The organism is Agarivorans sp. Alg241-V36, assembly GCF_900537085.1.
Lineage (GTDB): Bacteria > Pseudomonadota > Gammaproteobacteria > Enterobacterales > Celerinatantimonadaceae > Agarivorans.
This window is the reverse complement of the sequence record NZ_UNRE01000006.1, coordinates 141,440-156,645: the sequence shown is the minus strand read 5'-3', so window position 1 is coordinate 156,645 and position 15,206 is coordinate 141,440. Positions and strand designations below refer to the sequence as shown.

The 15,206-nt window shown below is 45.6% G+C and carries 11 protein-coding genes; all 11 read right to left on the bottom strand.

Going from position 1 to position 15,206, the window contains the following annotated elements:
• Window position 1: 1 nt before the first annotated feature.
• Window positions 2-451, bottom strand: a complete 450-nt coding sequence (locus G6R11_RS14770; RefSeq protein ID WP_163133849.1) for a lysozyme inhibitor LprI family protein — start codon at window positions 449-451, stop codon at window positions 2-4.
• 1 nt (window position 452) lies between these two features.
• Window positions 453-1,244 carry a glycoside hydrolase family protein gene (locus G6R11_RS14765; RefSeq protein ID WP_205472849.1) on the bottom strand — a complete coding sequence of 264 codons (792 nt, stop codon included), beginning with the start codon at window positions 1,242-1,244 and terminating at the stop codon, window positions 453-455.
• A gap of 51 nt (window positions 1,245-1,295) precedes the next feature.
• Window positions 1,296-1,865, bottom strand: a complete 570-nt coding sequence (locus G6R11_RS14760; protein ID WP_163133848.1) for an SMI1/KNR4 family protein — start codon at window positions 1,863-1,865, stop codon at window positions 1,296-1,298.
• 11 nt (window positions 1,866-1,876) lie between these two features.
• Window positions 1,877-6,037 (bottom strand): RHS repeat-associated core domain-containing protein, encoded by a 4,161-nt coding sequence (locus tag G6R11_RS14755; protein ID WP_163133847.1) that lies wholly within the window; start codon window positions 6,035-6,037, stop codon window positions 1,877-1,879.
• Between the two features lie 17 nt (window positions 6,038-6,054).
• Window positions 6,055-6,927, bottom strand: coding sequence for a hypothetical protein (locus G6R11_RS14750; protein WP_163133846.1), 873 nt, complete (start codon window positions 6,925-6,927; stop codon window positions 6,055-6,057).
• Window positions 6,928-6,929: 2 nt separating this feature from the next.
• Window positions 6,930-7,217 carry a PAAR domain-containing protein gene (locus G6R11_RS14745; protein ID WP_016399932.1) on the bottom strand — a complete coding sequence of 96 codons (288 nt, stop codon included), beginning with the start codon at window positions 7,215-7,217 and terminating at the stop codon, window positions 6,930-6,932.
• Between the two features lie 8 nt (window positions 7,218-7,225).
• Window positions 7,226-9,040 carry a type VI secretion system Vgr family protein gene (locus G6R11_RS14740; protein ID WP_163133845.1) on the bottom strand — a complete coding sequence of 605 codons (1,815 nt, stop codon included), beginning with the start codon at window positions 9,038-9,040 and terminating at the stop codon, window positions 7,226-7,228.
• Between the two features lie 65 nt (window positions 9,041-9,105).
• Window positions 9,106-9,585: a type VI secretion system tube protein Hcp gene (locus tag G6R11_RS14735; protein WP_016399934.1), complete on the bottom strand. Its 480-nt coding sequence runs from the start codon at window positions 9,583-9,585 to the stop codon at window positions 9,106-9,108.
• 197 nt (window positions 9,586-9,782) lie between these two features.
• Window positions 9,783-12,368, bottom strand: coding sequence for a type VI secretion system ATPase TssH (tssH, locus tag G6R11_RS14730; protein WP_163133844.1), 2,586 nt, complete (start codon window positions 12,366-12,368; stop codon window positions 9,783-9,785).
• 33 nt (window positions 12,369-12,401) lie between these two features.
• Window positions 12,402-13,379 carry a type VI secretion system baseplate subunit TssG gene (gene tssG / locus G6R11_RS14725; RefSeq protein WP_163133843.1) on the bottom strand — a complete coding sequence of 326 codons (978 nt, stop codon included), beginning with the start codon at window positions 13,377-13,379 and terminating at the stop codon, window positions 12,402-12,404.
• Complete coding sequence (tssF, locus tag G6R11_RS14720) at window positions 13,376-15,205, bottom strand: type VI secretion system baseplate subunit TssF (RefSeq protein WP_163133842.1); 1,830 nt, start codon at window positions 15,203-15,205, stop codon at window positions 13,376-13,378. The genes tssG and tssF overlap by 4 nt, the downstream gene beginning before the upstream one ends.
• Window position 15,206 lies beyond the last annotated feature (1 nt).

Sequence of the window (15,206 nt, the reverse complement as noted above, 5' to 3'; positions counted from 1 at the left end):
TCTAATTATAGTTTTTTGCGTATTGGTACAGCTGAGTAATTCTCGCTTTAACTAGCTCGGCCTTATAGGCGTTTCTCGAAAGATTGTAAGAACTACCAAAATTGACTCTATTCCAATTTTCATTGATAAATTGAAGCTCAGAATCCCTAAAAGCAATCCACTTGCGCTGGGAAGCCTTTAGCGGCTTAAAATCTTCTTCATTAAGTGCAGTCTTTAATAGTGAATAAGCCTTATTTAGTTCCTCATCGAGGAAGGCATGGTAGTCTGCGTATTCTGAAATAAAGTCTACATTTTTGCTGTCACTACTCGACAATGTAATTTCATATTTTCCGGCTGCTCTCTCAAACTCACCTAAGTAATTAGGGGCGTCGGGATTATCAATAGAAAAGGCGCTCCCTGAGAATAGCGCTACACAAACAGGGATAATTTTGAGCCAGTTACAATTCTTCATACTACCAACCTTTATAAACATTATTACTAAATATGTTCCACTCAGCATTTCTGCGGTTTGTGAGTCCCTTGTTAACTTTTCCCTGAGACTTGTTCCAAGCTTTCCAAGCACCTTCTAAATTTACGTAAGAAGTAGTTGCTTTGGGGTCGTTAATCAATTTAACGACACTAGATTTTTTGAATCCGTTCGTCCCTATATTGAATGCAAGAATAACTAAGGCATCAAATTCCCATTGCGTAATAGAGACTTTTATACAAGCTTTTACACTATCCACAAAGGGCTTGAGATCTGCTTTAAACAAAATATCAGCTTCCGCTTTTGTCGTCCCATTCTGATACTTTGGCCATTCTACCTGACTGATCAAGTGCCCATACCCAATGGTCGCCCCTTCTACCCAAGTGGTTATATCGAGCCCATTTTGATCATCATATGGTTTTAGTCTGAGCTGCTCTATTCCTTGAAGTAAAGTCACTCCTTTTACGCTAAGTTGCTGAGTAGACTTGGTAAGCGTAATTACTGCTAATTTTTCGTTAATTTTCCGATGGCTACCGCCATTAGCATCAATTCTTCCATCAGGGCGAACCATACCCACGACTTTCTTTTGAAAGGCCTTTATTGCCGCTACGGTTTTAGCATTTTCTGGTTTTGAGCCTAACTTGCCGTCTTCCACTAATTTCTTAGTCGGCGGGATTAGTCCCAGCAATTTATTTAGTGCAGCTTGCACAGCTTTTATATCGTTAGGTTTATTAACGCCACCCAAGCCCACAGACTGGGTGATTTGTAACTTAGCCATTGTTGTTCCTTTCACTTCAAGCTAATTCGAATATTACTTAGCATTGCTACATTACTTTGTGTTGTCTAAGAATGAATAGTCGACTTCGACCAATGATGGTTCCTTAACCAAAGCTTCAAGCTCAGGGTGCACTTCATCAGCATCTTTCGCGACTAAGTAGAGTAAAAAATCGGTGAAGTTGTCATAAGTCGATACCTCTTGGCCGAAAGTTTCAGTTAAAAATAAGCCAACCTCACCCGCACGCTCAGATTCTTTTGAAAACAGGAAATAATAGCCGCCGCCGCCATATCGATTAACCACCAAACCATATTGCGGTACTGGTTGGTAATCAGGTGCATCAAATTTCTCTCGATAGTACTTAGTAGTTTTCAATGCGTTTCTCATTCGGTAATCTCTAGTTCCGTTTTCAGGTAGTCCCTCGACAGCATCCCCAAACCATGCTGCAAAACCATATCTCTCTAAAAAAGAACGATATTCATCTGGTAAGCTAGCGCCTAAGTATTTTTCTAGCAAAGCTATTTCAGATTCAAGAGCGCCTCCTTGCCTATATCTATAGTTTTCAATACCAGCAGCTTTCTCTAAAATTTTATCGATATCTAATCCAACGGAACTCTTACACATTTGCACTTACCTTAAATCACTAAATTACTTAAACTAGGGCCATTTCCATTTTCATCATAGGGACACTCTCCGTCATCATACCAATGCAACTCTCTATTTTGTTGGCAGTGGAAGCTTTCAGGTAGTAGCTCCAAGTTACTTTGCTGGTTAGGGTCTATATTTGGCTCACATCTGAATATCGGCTGTTTGTGATGTACATTAAAGCCGTCTGGGACCGTACCGTCACTTTCCATAACATAAAGCATATCTTCAACTTCATCATAGCTCTTATCTTGAAACTGTTTTCTGAAGGCATGATTTTCGTCAGCGGACACTTCCTTTGCATAATTTCGAACAAACTTCTTACGTTCTTTATCAAAAGCTGCTCTAGCTTCGGCAACTTCACCAACCGTCCGCTTATGGTACTTAGTGGGTTTCGAGTTTGGATCAACCTTAACCTTTTGGCCATTAACAATATGCTGCTCTGCAAATTCATCAATGCCAATTGTCTCGGTATATTCACCTGACTTATTTACTTTCTTAAGGGTAACTAAGTTATTTTCTTCGTCTATTGAATGAACATCATATTCATGAAGCTTGCGATTAGTAAAACCTTCAGCTTTTAGAGGTAAGCTACCTTTATCAGCATCGCCATCTATACCTGCGCTAGCAGCCGCGGTATTTAAAATTTTAGTTACCGTACCTTCATCTAATCCATTAGGAGAGATAAGCGCACTGAGCATACGGTTTAGCTTATCTACTCCGTCCTCACACAACAATCCCAGCGGGTCTACCCAGGTGGTAGGGTTTGGCGCATACTGGTAGTTATTAATGCCCCCCGCTAAGCCAATAGGGTCCTGGTGAATAAACCGCCCTTGCCTCGGACAATAATAGCGGTGGAAGTTGTAATGCAGGCCGCTTTCATCATCATAGTATTGACCTTGAAAGCGTAGCGGGTTGTCTACTTGGTTAACGCTTAACTGCTCGATCGCGCCATAGGCTTGGTAATTAGCCTGCCATACTATCTTGCCTTGCTCGTCGCTTAGACGAATCGGTGTGCCGATGTGGTCTAGGTGGTAATGATAGATTTGGCCCTGTTTAATCATCGCTAATGGGCGGTGGCTATCGGGCTCGTATAAGTACCAAGTAAACTGGCCTTGGCTGTGTTCACCAATTAGTTGATTGCCTTCCCATAGGTAATCGGTTTGCCCTTGTGCGGTAATTTTGCTGCTGCGGCGGCCTAACGCATCGTAGTGATATACGGTATTGCTATTGCCTTGGCTTAGCCTTACTAGTTGGTTTAAGCCATTAAATACCCGCTGTTGGCGGCCATTGCTATGGCTAGTGAGAACCTGGTTGCCATAGCGGTCGTAGCGATAGCTGCTTTGCTCATCTGCCAGCAGTTTGTCACCGCTTAGCTCAGCAGTTTTAGGGTTGGCGAAGCTGTCTAATTCAAAGACTTGGTTGCTGGCATTGTGGCTAGTGGCTTTACTTAGCTGGCTGAGTTTGTCGTAACTATAGTTATTATCACCTAGCTCGCTATCGCTCACGCCCAGCAATTGGTCACCGGCGTCAAAACGGTAATGGCGCTCAATAGTGCTTGGCACTTGCGGGTTTTGCTCTAACTGCCATTGTTGAGTTTGCAAACGGCCTTGGGCGTCGTAATGAGAATGCAGCTGATGGCGAGCACTTAACTCTCGCGAGACTTCTTCACCGGAGGCATTAAAGCTGCGGCTCATGATTGCTTGCTGGTTAAACCACAGTGCAGATAGGCGGCCTTGCTCGTCGTAGCGGTAAGTTAAGCTATTGCCATCGGGCAAGAGGCTGTGGCTACGCAAGCCTTGCTGGTTGAGTTGATGGCTAATTTGCCAATCGTCTTGCCAGTATTCTTGTAACTGGCCATTAGCAAAATAGTTAAAACGCAGTTTGCGGGCCGCATTATTGGCTTGGCTAAGCTTGCCCTGCGGATTATAGGCAAAATCGTTAATTAAGGTAATGCCATTGGCGGTGCTGCGCTGCTCGGTCACTTGGCCCAAGCTATTGCGTTTAAGCTGAACCAACCGCTCACTGTTCTCAGCAACTTGGGTTAGCTGCCCGGCCAAGTTGTATTGATAGTGTTGCTCGCGGCCATCAAAACCCATGGTTTTACTAATGCGCTCACAACTGTCGTATTCCAGCGAATACACTTGGTCGTCACTGCGCGTAATACTAGTAAGGTTGCGTTCTTTATCGTATGAAAATGCTAGCCATGAATTATCGGGGTTTATTTGTTTAGCCGGTTGGGATAAGCCTTGGTATTCGTAGCGGGTAATCCGCCCTAGTGGGTCAGTAAACTGAGTCACTAGGCCAGCATCATCGTAGCTGTAAGCTCTGAGTTGGCTTTGCTCTGGCGAGTCTTGATGGTAAGACACTACCTCAATAATATTGCCACGTTCGTCGCGTTTGTATTGGCCAACCCAGCCCTTTCCATCTACTTCACCATTACACTCGCCAATGGCGTTATAGCTATAACGGGTTAAGGCATCGCCCACTTGCTTGGCACTCAATAAGCCTTGCTCGTTCCACCAAAATTGCTGATTAGGTTGGTTGCTGGCGGTTTTACTCACTAAACGGCTTTGCGCGTCGTAGCGGTATTCGCTCACCACGCCTTGCACATCGGTTTCGGTGGTTAACAAACCTAAGCTGTTGTATTCACGGGTAAGCGAAGTTCCATCGCCGTAATCAACTTGAGTAACAAACCCTAATCGATTAAAGCTATAGCGAGTAAGCTGTTGATTAGGCGCTAATTCGGCATCTAACTGGCCATAACCGTTGTAGTGATAACGGGTGGTAGCACCATTTGGGTCTGTTTCGCTAACTTTGCGTTGTAGCTCATCATATTCATAGAGCCAAACCGCGCCGTCGGGCGCCGTTTTTTTGAGAATCTGCCCCTGTGGATTGTGCAAGTAGGTCCAGCAATTACCGTAGCTGTCGAAACTGCGGCTAAGACCTTCATCTAAGTCATATTCAAAACGGTAGTGGTAATGCTGATTGTCACCCCACTGCTCTATACAGCGGGCACTTGGACTACTGCCGTCCCAAGAAAAGTAGTGAGAGAAACCCGACGCACGGGTTCGCTGAGTTAACAAACCCTGCTGATAACGGTACTGCTCTTGCTGGCCTAATCGATTGGTAGCAGTGCTTAAATGCCCGTATTGATCATAGTTATAACTGGCGAAACTTTGCGCGGTGCTCGATTTATCGCTGAGCAATTCCACCAATCGGCCATCAAGGTCGTAGCGTAAAAAGAATTGCTGGCTATGGTTAATCTCAATATGGGTTAAGCGCGGCGCTACCGAGTAACTAAGTCGATAATGAACATCTACGCCATCACTAATTTTTGTTAGTAGCAACTGGCCTTGTTGTTTAGAAAACTGCAGCACTTTGCCATTAGCGCTGCTTATCACAATGCTCTCTAGTTGGTGCTGCAACACCATGCCCGATTTAAGCTGGCTACTTTTAGCCCCAACCACTACGTAAGAGAATTGCTGTTGATGACCAAGCGCATCGGTAAACACCCAACCCGCTTGCTCACCTTGCAACTCTTCCAAGCTGTAATGAAAATTACTACGCCAACCTAAACCCATGCCTATATCTTGATCAGAAAGGCTAGAACGATAAGTTCGCTGCCAAACCAGAGGGTGATGCCCTTGCAGGCTTACATCGTCGAGCTGTAGCACTTCTTCGCCACTGCTCATTACAATAGGGTCACCACAGGTTTGAGTATCGGGATGATCGACAGCTTGAGTCACTTCATCACTGCTATTTAGGTCTTTTCCCTGTTGTTGGGTCTTCGAGTGCCCTCCTGGAGTTTTGGGTTCATTCGGGACGGATGAACTCCAAGAGGGTCTCGAAGCTGGAGAATGTTGAGGGATAACTTTTTCAGCTTGGCGCTGAAACCACACCTCACCATTCGTTAATGCGGTAATTAGATTCTGATGGGGATCTCCTGCTGGCGCTTTAGCCACCAAGCGATATAAACGGCGTAAACCTTTCCCGTTGCTATCAGCAGCACCGGCAAAGTTGGCTAAAAAGCTCTCTGCTTTAGCCGAAGAGTTAAACGCAGGCGTTTTGCTAAGGCCTTTTTTGCCAGCAAAAAAATCATACGCAAAACCGTCAATTCCGGTGACTACTTCTTTTTGGGTTCCATCCATACTGCTGCTTTACACCACTAGGCGACCCACGCAAGCATCATTGCACTGCGATAGGTCTGATCAGAAATATCTAGTTGAAAACTCAAACCAGCATGTTTCTGCCGCTGATAGTGAGTAAATAAATGACACAAATTAAACAAGCCAGTGCAGGCGGCTAAATCACCTACTCTGGCATCGGCAAAAATCACTTGGCTACGCGAACCAACGCTGTTTTCAAAACACTGAAAAGCCGCTAACCACGCGTCCATCAATTCACTGCCTAAAGCGCTTGGCATATAACACTGAGTGAGCTCCTGCCCGCATTGACTGCGATAACGCTGAATCAGCGCAGCGACAGTTGCAGCAATGCTTTTATCAGAGGTTTGCACTTCATAGCTGGCCCATGGCACCGAAAAACCCTGTTTGGCAGGCATTAGCCGAGCAGCTATAAAACACTGGCTTGCGATACTAGCGGTTTGCTCAAGCGGCTGCTCTGCTTGTAAACGCTGATCCTGATGATAAGCCAATACTTGAATAGAACTTGCCGCCTGTTGGGTGAACAACTTTAATGCTTGGCGCAGCGCTAATTGCATAGCGCAGCGACCATAGGGAAACAAATACACTTTTTTGCTCTGTGCCAAGCCGGGAACCAGCGCCAAGGTATCTTGATACACTTGGCTTTTCGCCTGTTCAAGAGGGGCTTCTGGCAACAATACAAACACCGCATCGGCATTCACTTTCAACTTCGCTATTTCGGCTTGGTCTGCCTCGGTAAAGCTAAAGTGTCGTAGCGCTTGCTCACCTTTAATACTTACGGTTGCGGCTATCTCTTCGTCAGCTAAGCCAAAAATAGCATTCACATCGCTATATTCACCTAGCTGTAGCGCCTCAATGTCTAGCTGCAAGTTCATGCTTAGCCTATTAACACCGTAGGATTACCAACTACAATTTTGCCGCCATGAGCGGTTGAATCACCTAAACGCGCCACCGCTTTACCGCCAACGGTCACCGATGATGAGCCCGACTTAATAGTATCTGGTGGGCCAATACAGACTAACTTATCGCCCACGCAGGCAACCGGCATTCCACCGGCGGTCACCGTGCCATTGCCGCCCACAACTGGGCCACCTACGTGAGGTACTTTATTTTGCACTTTAGGACACACGTGAAATGACCCAAGCATTGCTACTGGCTTACCCATGGTGTCCCTTAGTTGAGTGAAATAGCTGGCGCTTTAAGCGCAATGGAGGTGCCATTGATAGAAACCGAGGTTCCTTTAATATCAATGTTTCCGCCGCTAGATAAGGTGATGGACGCGCCACCAGCTTTAATGGTGATTTTGCTGCCAGCCACTAGGTCAATGTTTTTACCCACATCAATCACTAGATTTTTACCGACTTTTTCTGACTGATTTTCAGCAACATCAATGCTTAGGTCTTTGCCAATCTTTTCGGTTTGGCTTTGCTTAATTTCAGTTTGCAGATCTTTCTCGGCCTGCATGTAAAGTAGCTCTTTGCCGGCGTCATCATCAAAACGGATCTCGTTAAAGTTGCTTTCGCCGCCACCCTTAGTGGAGCGAGTTTTAATCCCCGATTGCGATTTCTTACTTGGCAAGCCATAAGGTGGCATTTGATCGCCGTTATATAGTGCCCCGGTAATGACAGGCTGGTCTGGGTCACCTTCTAAAAAGCTCACCAATACTTCTTGGCCGACACGAGGCAAGAAGAAGGCACCATAACGACTACCCGCCCAGTTTTGCGAAACCCGTATCCAACAAGAACTATTGCTGTCGGTTTTACCTTCGCGATCCCAGTGAAATAACACCTTAATTCGGCCGTATTTATCCACGTGGATCTCTTCACCCGGGTCACCCGTCACCAACGCTGTTTGGGCGCCATGAATCACCGGTCGAGCAGTGGTTTGGGATGGTCTGAACAATACGTCAGCCGGGATGCAAGAGAACTGATTGTGCAATACTTGGCCGCTATTTTTGGCCGCGCCGGTTTGGCTGGTAATAGCCACACTTAAGCTTAATTGAGTAATTAGGTAGCTTTTACCTACCTGAGCAGGATCTTCATGGGATTTAAAACCAAAGTACTGACCTGCACTAAACGTGGCGCAAGTACTGCCAGCACGGCATACCACTGAGTCACGCTGCATTGCTTCTAAAGCGACATTGGCGGCATCTTGTAAAGCTGGATTAAACTCCGAGCCGGCATAGTATTCAAACACCTCGGCATTTTGCTGCTGCTTACTTAGGCTAGTATTGGCTTGTTCACCCTTGGGTTTTGCACTTGGCTTAATAAAGTCGTAGCCACCTTTACTAGAGCGCCCTGGGGTGATGTTAAGATTACCGCTCCATGAGAAAACGTGAGATTCGGATAACGAACCCGTGGTAAATGCCACTTTGCTTTCTTCCGCTTCTCGGTAAGCGCTTAAAGCGTCAGCCAATACCACACTATGCTTGGCCTTGCTGTGTTCAATAAGGTAGAAAATGCCCGCTTCTTCTAGCAAGCGATGCACAAAGTCAAAGTCACTTTCGTTATATTGAACCTTGTAACCTAAGGTTGGGTAACTGCCTTTCAATTCACTTTTTACTTGCACACCGTGCTCAGCAAAAATCTTTTTGACTATTTCGTCGGCACTTAAGCCTTGAAAAATACGGCAGTTGCTGCGCTGCTTAAGAAAGTGCAAATTCGATACAATTTGTAGCTGGTAATCTTGGTATTTTTCGCCTTCCGCTTCACTAGGTATGCGACTACCTAAGGAAGTGACACTGGCAACAACGCCATTAAAAAAACGGGTAACACTGGCTTTACCTTTTAGATAATCTAAATTAATGGTAACCGGTTTTCCAATAACGTCGGAATCAGATATTATCTGCCCATTTGTATAACAAGAAACATTAATAGAGAAAGGTGAAGATATACCTTCCTGAATATCAAACTGAGTGAGATGCAATACATCCTTACCCAATGGCGTTTCTATTTGAATGATATTCTTACTTTGACTTGCCTTTTCCATATGCTTCATGTTCACGCTAGTTAAAAAAATAAGCGGGATAGATTATCTATCCCGCAGAAAGCCAATTACATTTGTTGGCCTTTAACACCGCTGTAACCGTAAACAAGCGGAGCTTGAACATTGTTTTGGTCATCGGTAGGTGTAACAGTCATCATCATTTCTGTGTAAGAAATAGTGATGTTTTCAACTGGGCGATCATCTTGAATAGATACTGAGTAGCTAGAAATCATTGCGTCAGTCAATTCAATTTTCATGATTTCTTCAATTTTCTCACCTTGCTTAGTAATGTGGAAAACCGCTGGCTTACCCTTACCAATAGTGGCTTCTTTGAAAAGATCTGGAGAAGCTTTGTCTTGCATTTTAGTAATGTTGATATCACATAAACGCGTTGCACTCGCTTCACGATCTTGAGCAGTACCAGTGTGTGAAGAGATTTCACGTGCTACTGACCAGTCTACAGACAAAAGAGTAATTAAGTCTTTGTACTGTTCAGCTGTCGCTTCACCTTTGATATCGCCGTACTTCAAATAAGTATTCGCTTGCATGCTAATTTCCTTTAGCTAATTAAGTAAAAATAACCCTAATGGGTAGTTTTAATGCAGCGTTTTAACACGCGCAATTTTTATTAGTTACAACCGTAAAACAATTTAATAAATGTCAATTCAAGTAAAAAACTGAATAACAATCACAACCCAATTAAGTGGTACATTATAAATATTTTGATCAATAGTGAAAACACAAATTACAACATTTCTACAGAATAAGTATCTTCAACTAAATCAACGCTAATTTTCTCTATATTCAAGCGCTGAGACACTGCTTCCAAGACCTTATTAGAGATCACTGGCAACAGTTCATTTTGAATATTATTTTGAATCGCTCTCGCGCCTACATCAGCATTTTGAGATTGATCGTTTAAGTGCTCGACCACCGCTTCAGAAAAGCACAATTCTGCTTGGTAATTTCGAGCAAAACGTTGCTCTACTCTGCCCAACTGTAAGCGAACAATTTGGCTAAGCGTTTCGCGATTAAGCGGCACAAATGGGATTAGGTTTAAACGACCAATAAAGGCAGGCTTAAATACTGCCAGCAAGTCATCACTTAAAGCTTGTTTCAAACCTTCGATGTCTGGAGCCGTTTCTTCATCTTCAAACAAGCCGGTGGTCGTTTCGGTACCTACGTTTGAGGTCATAATGATGATGGTGTTTTTAAAATCAATGTCTCGACCTTCACCATCTTTAATGGTGCCTTTGTCGAACACTTGATAAAAAATGTCTTGCACGCCCGGGTGGGCTTTTTCCATCTCATCAAGCAGCACTACACTATAGGGTTTGCGACGCACCGCTTCGGTAAGTACACCACCCTCACCATAACCAACGTAACCTGGCGGTGAGCCCACTAACAAAGAGACTTTATGCTCTTCTTTAAATTCTGACATATTAATAACGGTTAAGTTATCTTCGCTGCCATAAACCTGCTCTGCTAGGGTTAATGCCGTTTCGGTTTTACCGGTTCCGCTTGGGCCAGTAAGCAAAAATACCCCATTAGGTTTGCGCTCATCACTGAGTTGAGCACGCGCGGTTTGCACCACTTTGCTAATTAGCTCTAAGGCGTGGTCTTGACCAACAATTCGCTCGCCCATTTTTTGAGGCAAACTTAAAATGGTTTCAACTTCGTCTGATTGCATGCGACCTAGTGGAATGCCTGTCCAGTCGGCGATCACTTCTGCCACCAGCACTTCATCCACTTCTAAAAACACCATGGGTTGAGCCACTTCGGCCAAGTTGGCTTTAATTGCTACCAGTTGGTCGCGAGCATCCTCTGCTGTTTCTTCCTCGGTGTTTAATATGCTATCGGCGTGCTGCTTGGCTTGAAGCACCATGCCCTGCTCGTCTCGCCAAGTTACTTCTGCTTGCTCAAAAGCCCTTTGGGTGTCTACTAGTTCGGCATTGAGTTGCTGCAGCAATTCTTGATGCTCTGAACCGGTAAGTTGCTCGCGCTCTAGCTGTTCTATTTGCGCTACAAGCTGCTGTTGCTTGCGTTGTAATCGCTCTACTTGGCTAGGTGTAGCCGCTTGGCTCATGGCAACACGCGCACAAGCTGTATCAAGTAAAGCGACTGCTTTATCAGGTAGTTGGCGCGCATTAATGTAACGATTAGACAAGCGGACTGCCGCTTGCAAGGCTTGGTCGCTTATTGATACGCGGTGGTGTTTTTCCATTACTGGCAACAAACCACGCAGCATAACAATGGCTTTTTCTTCGCCTGGCTCTTCAACTTTAACCACTTGGAAACGACGGGTAAGCGCAGCGTCTTTTTCAAAGTACTTTTTGTATTCCGCCCAAGTAGTCGCTGCGATAGTGCGTAACTCGCCACGTGCTAACGCAGGCTTAAGTAAGTTTGCCGCATCGTTTTGACCCGCTTGGCCACCACTGCCAATCAAGGTATGCGCTTCGTCGATAAACACGATGATCGGTGTAGCAGAGTTCTTCACTTCGCTAATCACCGATTTAAGGCGGTTTTCAAACTCACCCTTCATACCTGCACCAGCTTGCAGTAGCGCCAAATCTAATACATGAATTTTTACGTTTTGCAGTGATTCCGGCACATCATTATCGGCGATACGTTGCGCTAAGCCTTCAACTACCGCAGTTTTACCTACACCCGCTTCACCAGTAAGGATCGGGTTGTTTTGGCGACGACGGGTTAAAATATCAATCATCTGACGAATTTCTTCATCGCGGCCAAGAATTGGATCAAGCTTGCCAGAGCACGCTTGCTCGGTGAGGTCGATAGTAAATTGGTCCAGGCTTGGCGTTTTGCCCGAGCCTTTATTTTGACTGGCAGGCGCGGCTTCAGCATTTTGGCTCAAGCTCGGCCACACTTGCGCCAATTGGCTTGGGTCTACACTTTCAAGCTGCTTTAAGAAATGCATGGTGCTGAAGCTAAGCGTATCGTCGTTGAGCAAGGCATGAATAATATGAATTGGCGCGATATTGTCGGTGCTGTATTCAATAGTGGCGGCCATCCAAGCAGCACTTAACAGACTAACAATTTGCGGAGACAAGCCCGGGGTTTGTTGGTTACCGGTTTTTGCGCGCTCTAAATTACGGTTAAGGTCGGCCGCTAAGGCGTCCAAATCTACTGAAAAATGCTCTGCAACCAACATGAGATCTTCGGTTTGGCCTTCACACATCGCCAATAACCAATGTTGGATTTCTACACTAAAATGGCTACGACTATTAGACAGCGCAGCGGCCGCTTCTAGGCTCTGCTTGGCTGCTGGCGATAGCTTCTCAACCATTGATTTTAAAGTCATTGTCGACATCTGTATTTCCTATAATCCTTTAAACAAAATCTACTACGCGATGGGAATCTTGGTTTGTTCGTCCATTCGCTTACTGTTAATGGTTAGCGCGCTACCTTGGCCTAAGCCCAAACCGCTGTTACCTAAACGCGAACTTGGCATATCTCGATAACGAGCCATAAGGCTCCAACGAGGACGCACATGCGCAGGTAGATATTCGGCGACGGTTTCTTGTAATAATGAAAGTGTTTTACTGCCGGGCAAAAGTTGCTGAGCTCCTTTTGCATTTTCTGCATGAATCTCGATTTCTAACGCTGAGCCCACATCCCATACCTTGCTACCAAGCGTGGCACTGCGCCCCAGTTGAGCGTGCTGCCCTTCTGGATTTACTCGGCTGGCCAAGCTGCTTTGCTCTTCTTCACTGAGCGATAACCATTGGCCTAAGCGCTCGTTAACCACCACCTTGCAACCAGAAATCAATTCCACGATTTGCTTTAAGCCTTGGGCACTGCGAATCGATTGAGCAAACAAACCACCAAGGTATTGCTGAGTATGATTTGAAGTGCCCGATAAAGAGTGCAAAGCACTAGAAATAGGGTCTTTTTTGTTGGTTTGCTGCTGACGCTGATATTGCAGCGGAAATTGGTATTTTTCCCAAGCGCGGTGATACAAAGAAATCAGTCGATGATGGAAGATATCCAGAAAATCGCGCGTCGACTCATCTTTCTGTTTACAGCGATCCATAACCCATTCGCTGTAATGACGAGGCATCACACCGCTGGGTCCGGTTAATCCAAAAAAGTTAACAAATACCGAATAGGGCTGCTCATCAGAATGAGGCACTTCAACACGCTCTAAAGCCTTACCAGGAAAACCGAGGTTTTGCGGAACTTTAAAACGCAGTGCTTCATTTTTTGGCAGAGTATCCGAACCCACGCCGTTGTGCTGAGCACCACGACTGGCTTGAATGGCAACCACACTATGGTGGAAGTCCTGCTCGCTACCGCTATTTAAGGTATCAAACAGCTTCATATCAGCTCCTTGTCACCGGCCATTGCTGGCCAACGGTGCAATACATCACTGGCACCAAGCTGTTTAATGGTTAAGCGCGTAAAGCTATTAATGGTGGTGTATTGGGCAAAAAAGTGCGCCAATACGTTGCCAAAGAAAAACAGGTTGATACCAGAGAGTTCCTGGTTAACAAACTCAAGAATAATGTCTGAGCCATGGCAAAAACCTACTCGGCCATTTTGCACAACCCGCGCGGTGGCCCGTTCAATATTGACCTTGGCAATCGCTTCAATCAGCACTTTGGTTTGCGGTGATTGTTTAAAATCGTACAGCTGCAATAGCTCTTGCAGTAACTTGACCGCATTAGGCTGAGCAAAGTGATTAAGGGTTAAATGACTAGCTAACTGCCAGCGAGAGGCGTCAAACATAGCTGGACGAACCGGTTCGCTAAACGGCAACAAACAACGCACATTTTTTAGTGAATCGGCGCGACTTGGCACCACGATAGATGGCTGACCGCCACCAAAGGGCAAGCGTGCTGGTAAATTACGGTTACTACACAAGGCTTTGGCTGATACTAACCACTGCTCATGCTCTTCAATATCCAAAGCTTTAGCATCGCCGTCTACCACCGCTAAATAGCTTTCGACACCTGGCTCATCATGACCACCAGCCCACTTATTTAGCTCGCGGCGCAAGGTCCAGAATAAGTTGCCCGCTTGCGGATAATGCGGCAATTGGCTGCCATAAAACGGCGTTACATCTACACTATTATCGTGTTGGTCGAAGGCTTCTACTTTGGTCACCCGTACCACTTCAGAAATATCGGCATCGCGATAACGAGGCACTAAGCGATGCTCGAAGCGAGCCGGGTCTAGGCGCAGTGGTTCCAGTTCATCTTCAAATAAGTTTATCACCGGCACACAGCCCAATAGGATGTTGTCGGCAGTAAGCTGCTTCGCCAGAATGTCTGAATCGCTGTCGAGATAAATGTATAAATCAACCTCATGCTGGTCGCCAAACCAACTTGGGTCGAGATCCTGCAGCTCAAAAAACATGAATTTTTCGGGGCAGAGAAAATGCTCTACCAACAAACGATAGCCATTAAAACTACGCTGATCGTAAGGCACGACTTTCTCATCGTCGGAAAAACCCACCGCACTGATGTGGCGAGCCTGCAAGTAATGGTTGGCTTGTAAGCTACCCGGAGAGGCAAAGGCCAAGCCAACACTAGATTGGAAAATAAGTTGATAAAGCTTGTAGCTAAGCTGCGGTTGACCATGGATGTAAAAGCGCATCTTTTGCACGCCCACATCACTAAAGGCCACGTCATCAAATTCGCAGCTTAAACGCAGTTTTATTACCGCGGCGGCATTCTTTTGAAAATTAGGTCGAGGTGCTTTAAATGGCGCGCCTTCAAAACTTGCCTGCGTCACCTCAACTGGCCACATTTCGGTATCGTAACAAGTATTAAAACGGCAGCTTTTGTAGCCCGGCACTTGGGTTTCTAACTCAGTGCCCTTGGGGATCATCAAGCTATAGTCAGTGACGTTTTGGGTGCTCATTTTGATCACCGACATCGACGGGATCGGCGCGTGATAATCGGGGTAAAGCTGGCCTAACAAAGCCTCGGTGAGTTCTGGAAAACTGTCATCCAGTTTTTGTCTCACTTGGGCGGTTAATAAAGAAACCCCTTCGAGCAAGCGAGACACATGCGGGTCTTCAACGTTCTCTTCGCTCATGCGCAAACGCCCCGCTACCTTAGGGTAACGCTCAGCAAACTCTGCGCCCATGTGGCGTAAGTAAGCTAGCTCGCGGTTATAGTACTTTAATAGCTCGTCACTCATG

What these genes read in the sequence shown, in the direction of transcription:
- G6R11_RS14770 (WP_163133849.1), bottom strand. Translation starts at nt 451, where the DNA reads ATGAAGAATTGTAACTGGCTCAAAATTATCCCTGTTTGTGTAGCGCTA.
- G6R11_RS14765 (WP_205472849.1), bottom strand. Translation starts at nt 1,244, where the DNA reads ATGGCTAAGTTACAAATCACCCAGTCTGTGGGCTTGGGTGGCGTTAAT.
- G6R11_RS14760 (WP_163133848.1), bottom strand. Translation starts at nt 1,865, where the DNA reads ATGTGTAAGAGTTCCGTTGGATTAGATATCGATAAAATTTTAGAGAAA.
- G6R11_RS14755 (WP_163133847.1), bottom strand. Translation starts at nt 6,037, where the DNA reads ATGGATGGAACCCAAAAAGAAGTAGTCACCGGAATTGACGGTTTTGCG.
- G6R11_RS14750 (WP_163133846.1), bottom strand. Translation starts at nt 6,927, where the DNA reads ATGAACTTGCAGCTAGACATTGAGGCGCTACAGCTAGGTGAATATAGC.
- G6R11_RS14745 (WP_016399932.1), bottom strand. Translation starts at nt 7,217, where the DNA reads ATGGGTAAGCCAGTAGCAATGCTTGGGTCATTTCACGTGTGTCCTAAA.
- G6R11_RS14740 (WP_163133845.1), bottom strand. Translation starts at nt 9,040, where the DNA reads ATGGAAAAGGCAAGTCAAAGTAAGAATATCATTCAAATAGAAACGCCA.
- G6R11_RS14735 (WP_016399934.1), bottom strand. Translation starts at nt 9,585, where the DNA reads ATGCAAGCGAATACTTATTTGAAGTACGGCGATATCAAAGGTGAAGCG.
- tssH (WP_163133844.1), bottom strand. Translation starts at nt 12,368, where the DNA reads ATGTCGACAATGACTTTAAAATCAATGGTTGAGAAGCTATCGCCAGCA.
- tssG (WP_163133843.1), bottom strand. Translation starts at nt 13,379, where the DNA reads ATGAAGCTGTTTGATACCTTAAATAGCGGTAGCGAGCAGGACTTCCAC.
- tssF (WP_163133842.1), bottom strand. Translation starts at nt 15,205, where the DNA reads ATGAGTGACGAGCTATTAAAGTACTATAACCGCGAGCTAGCTTACTTA.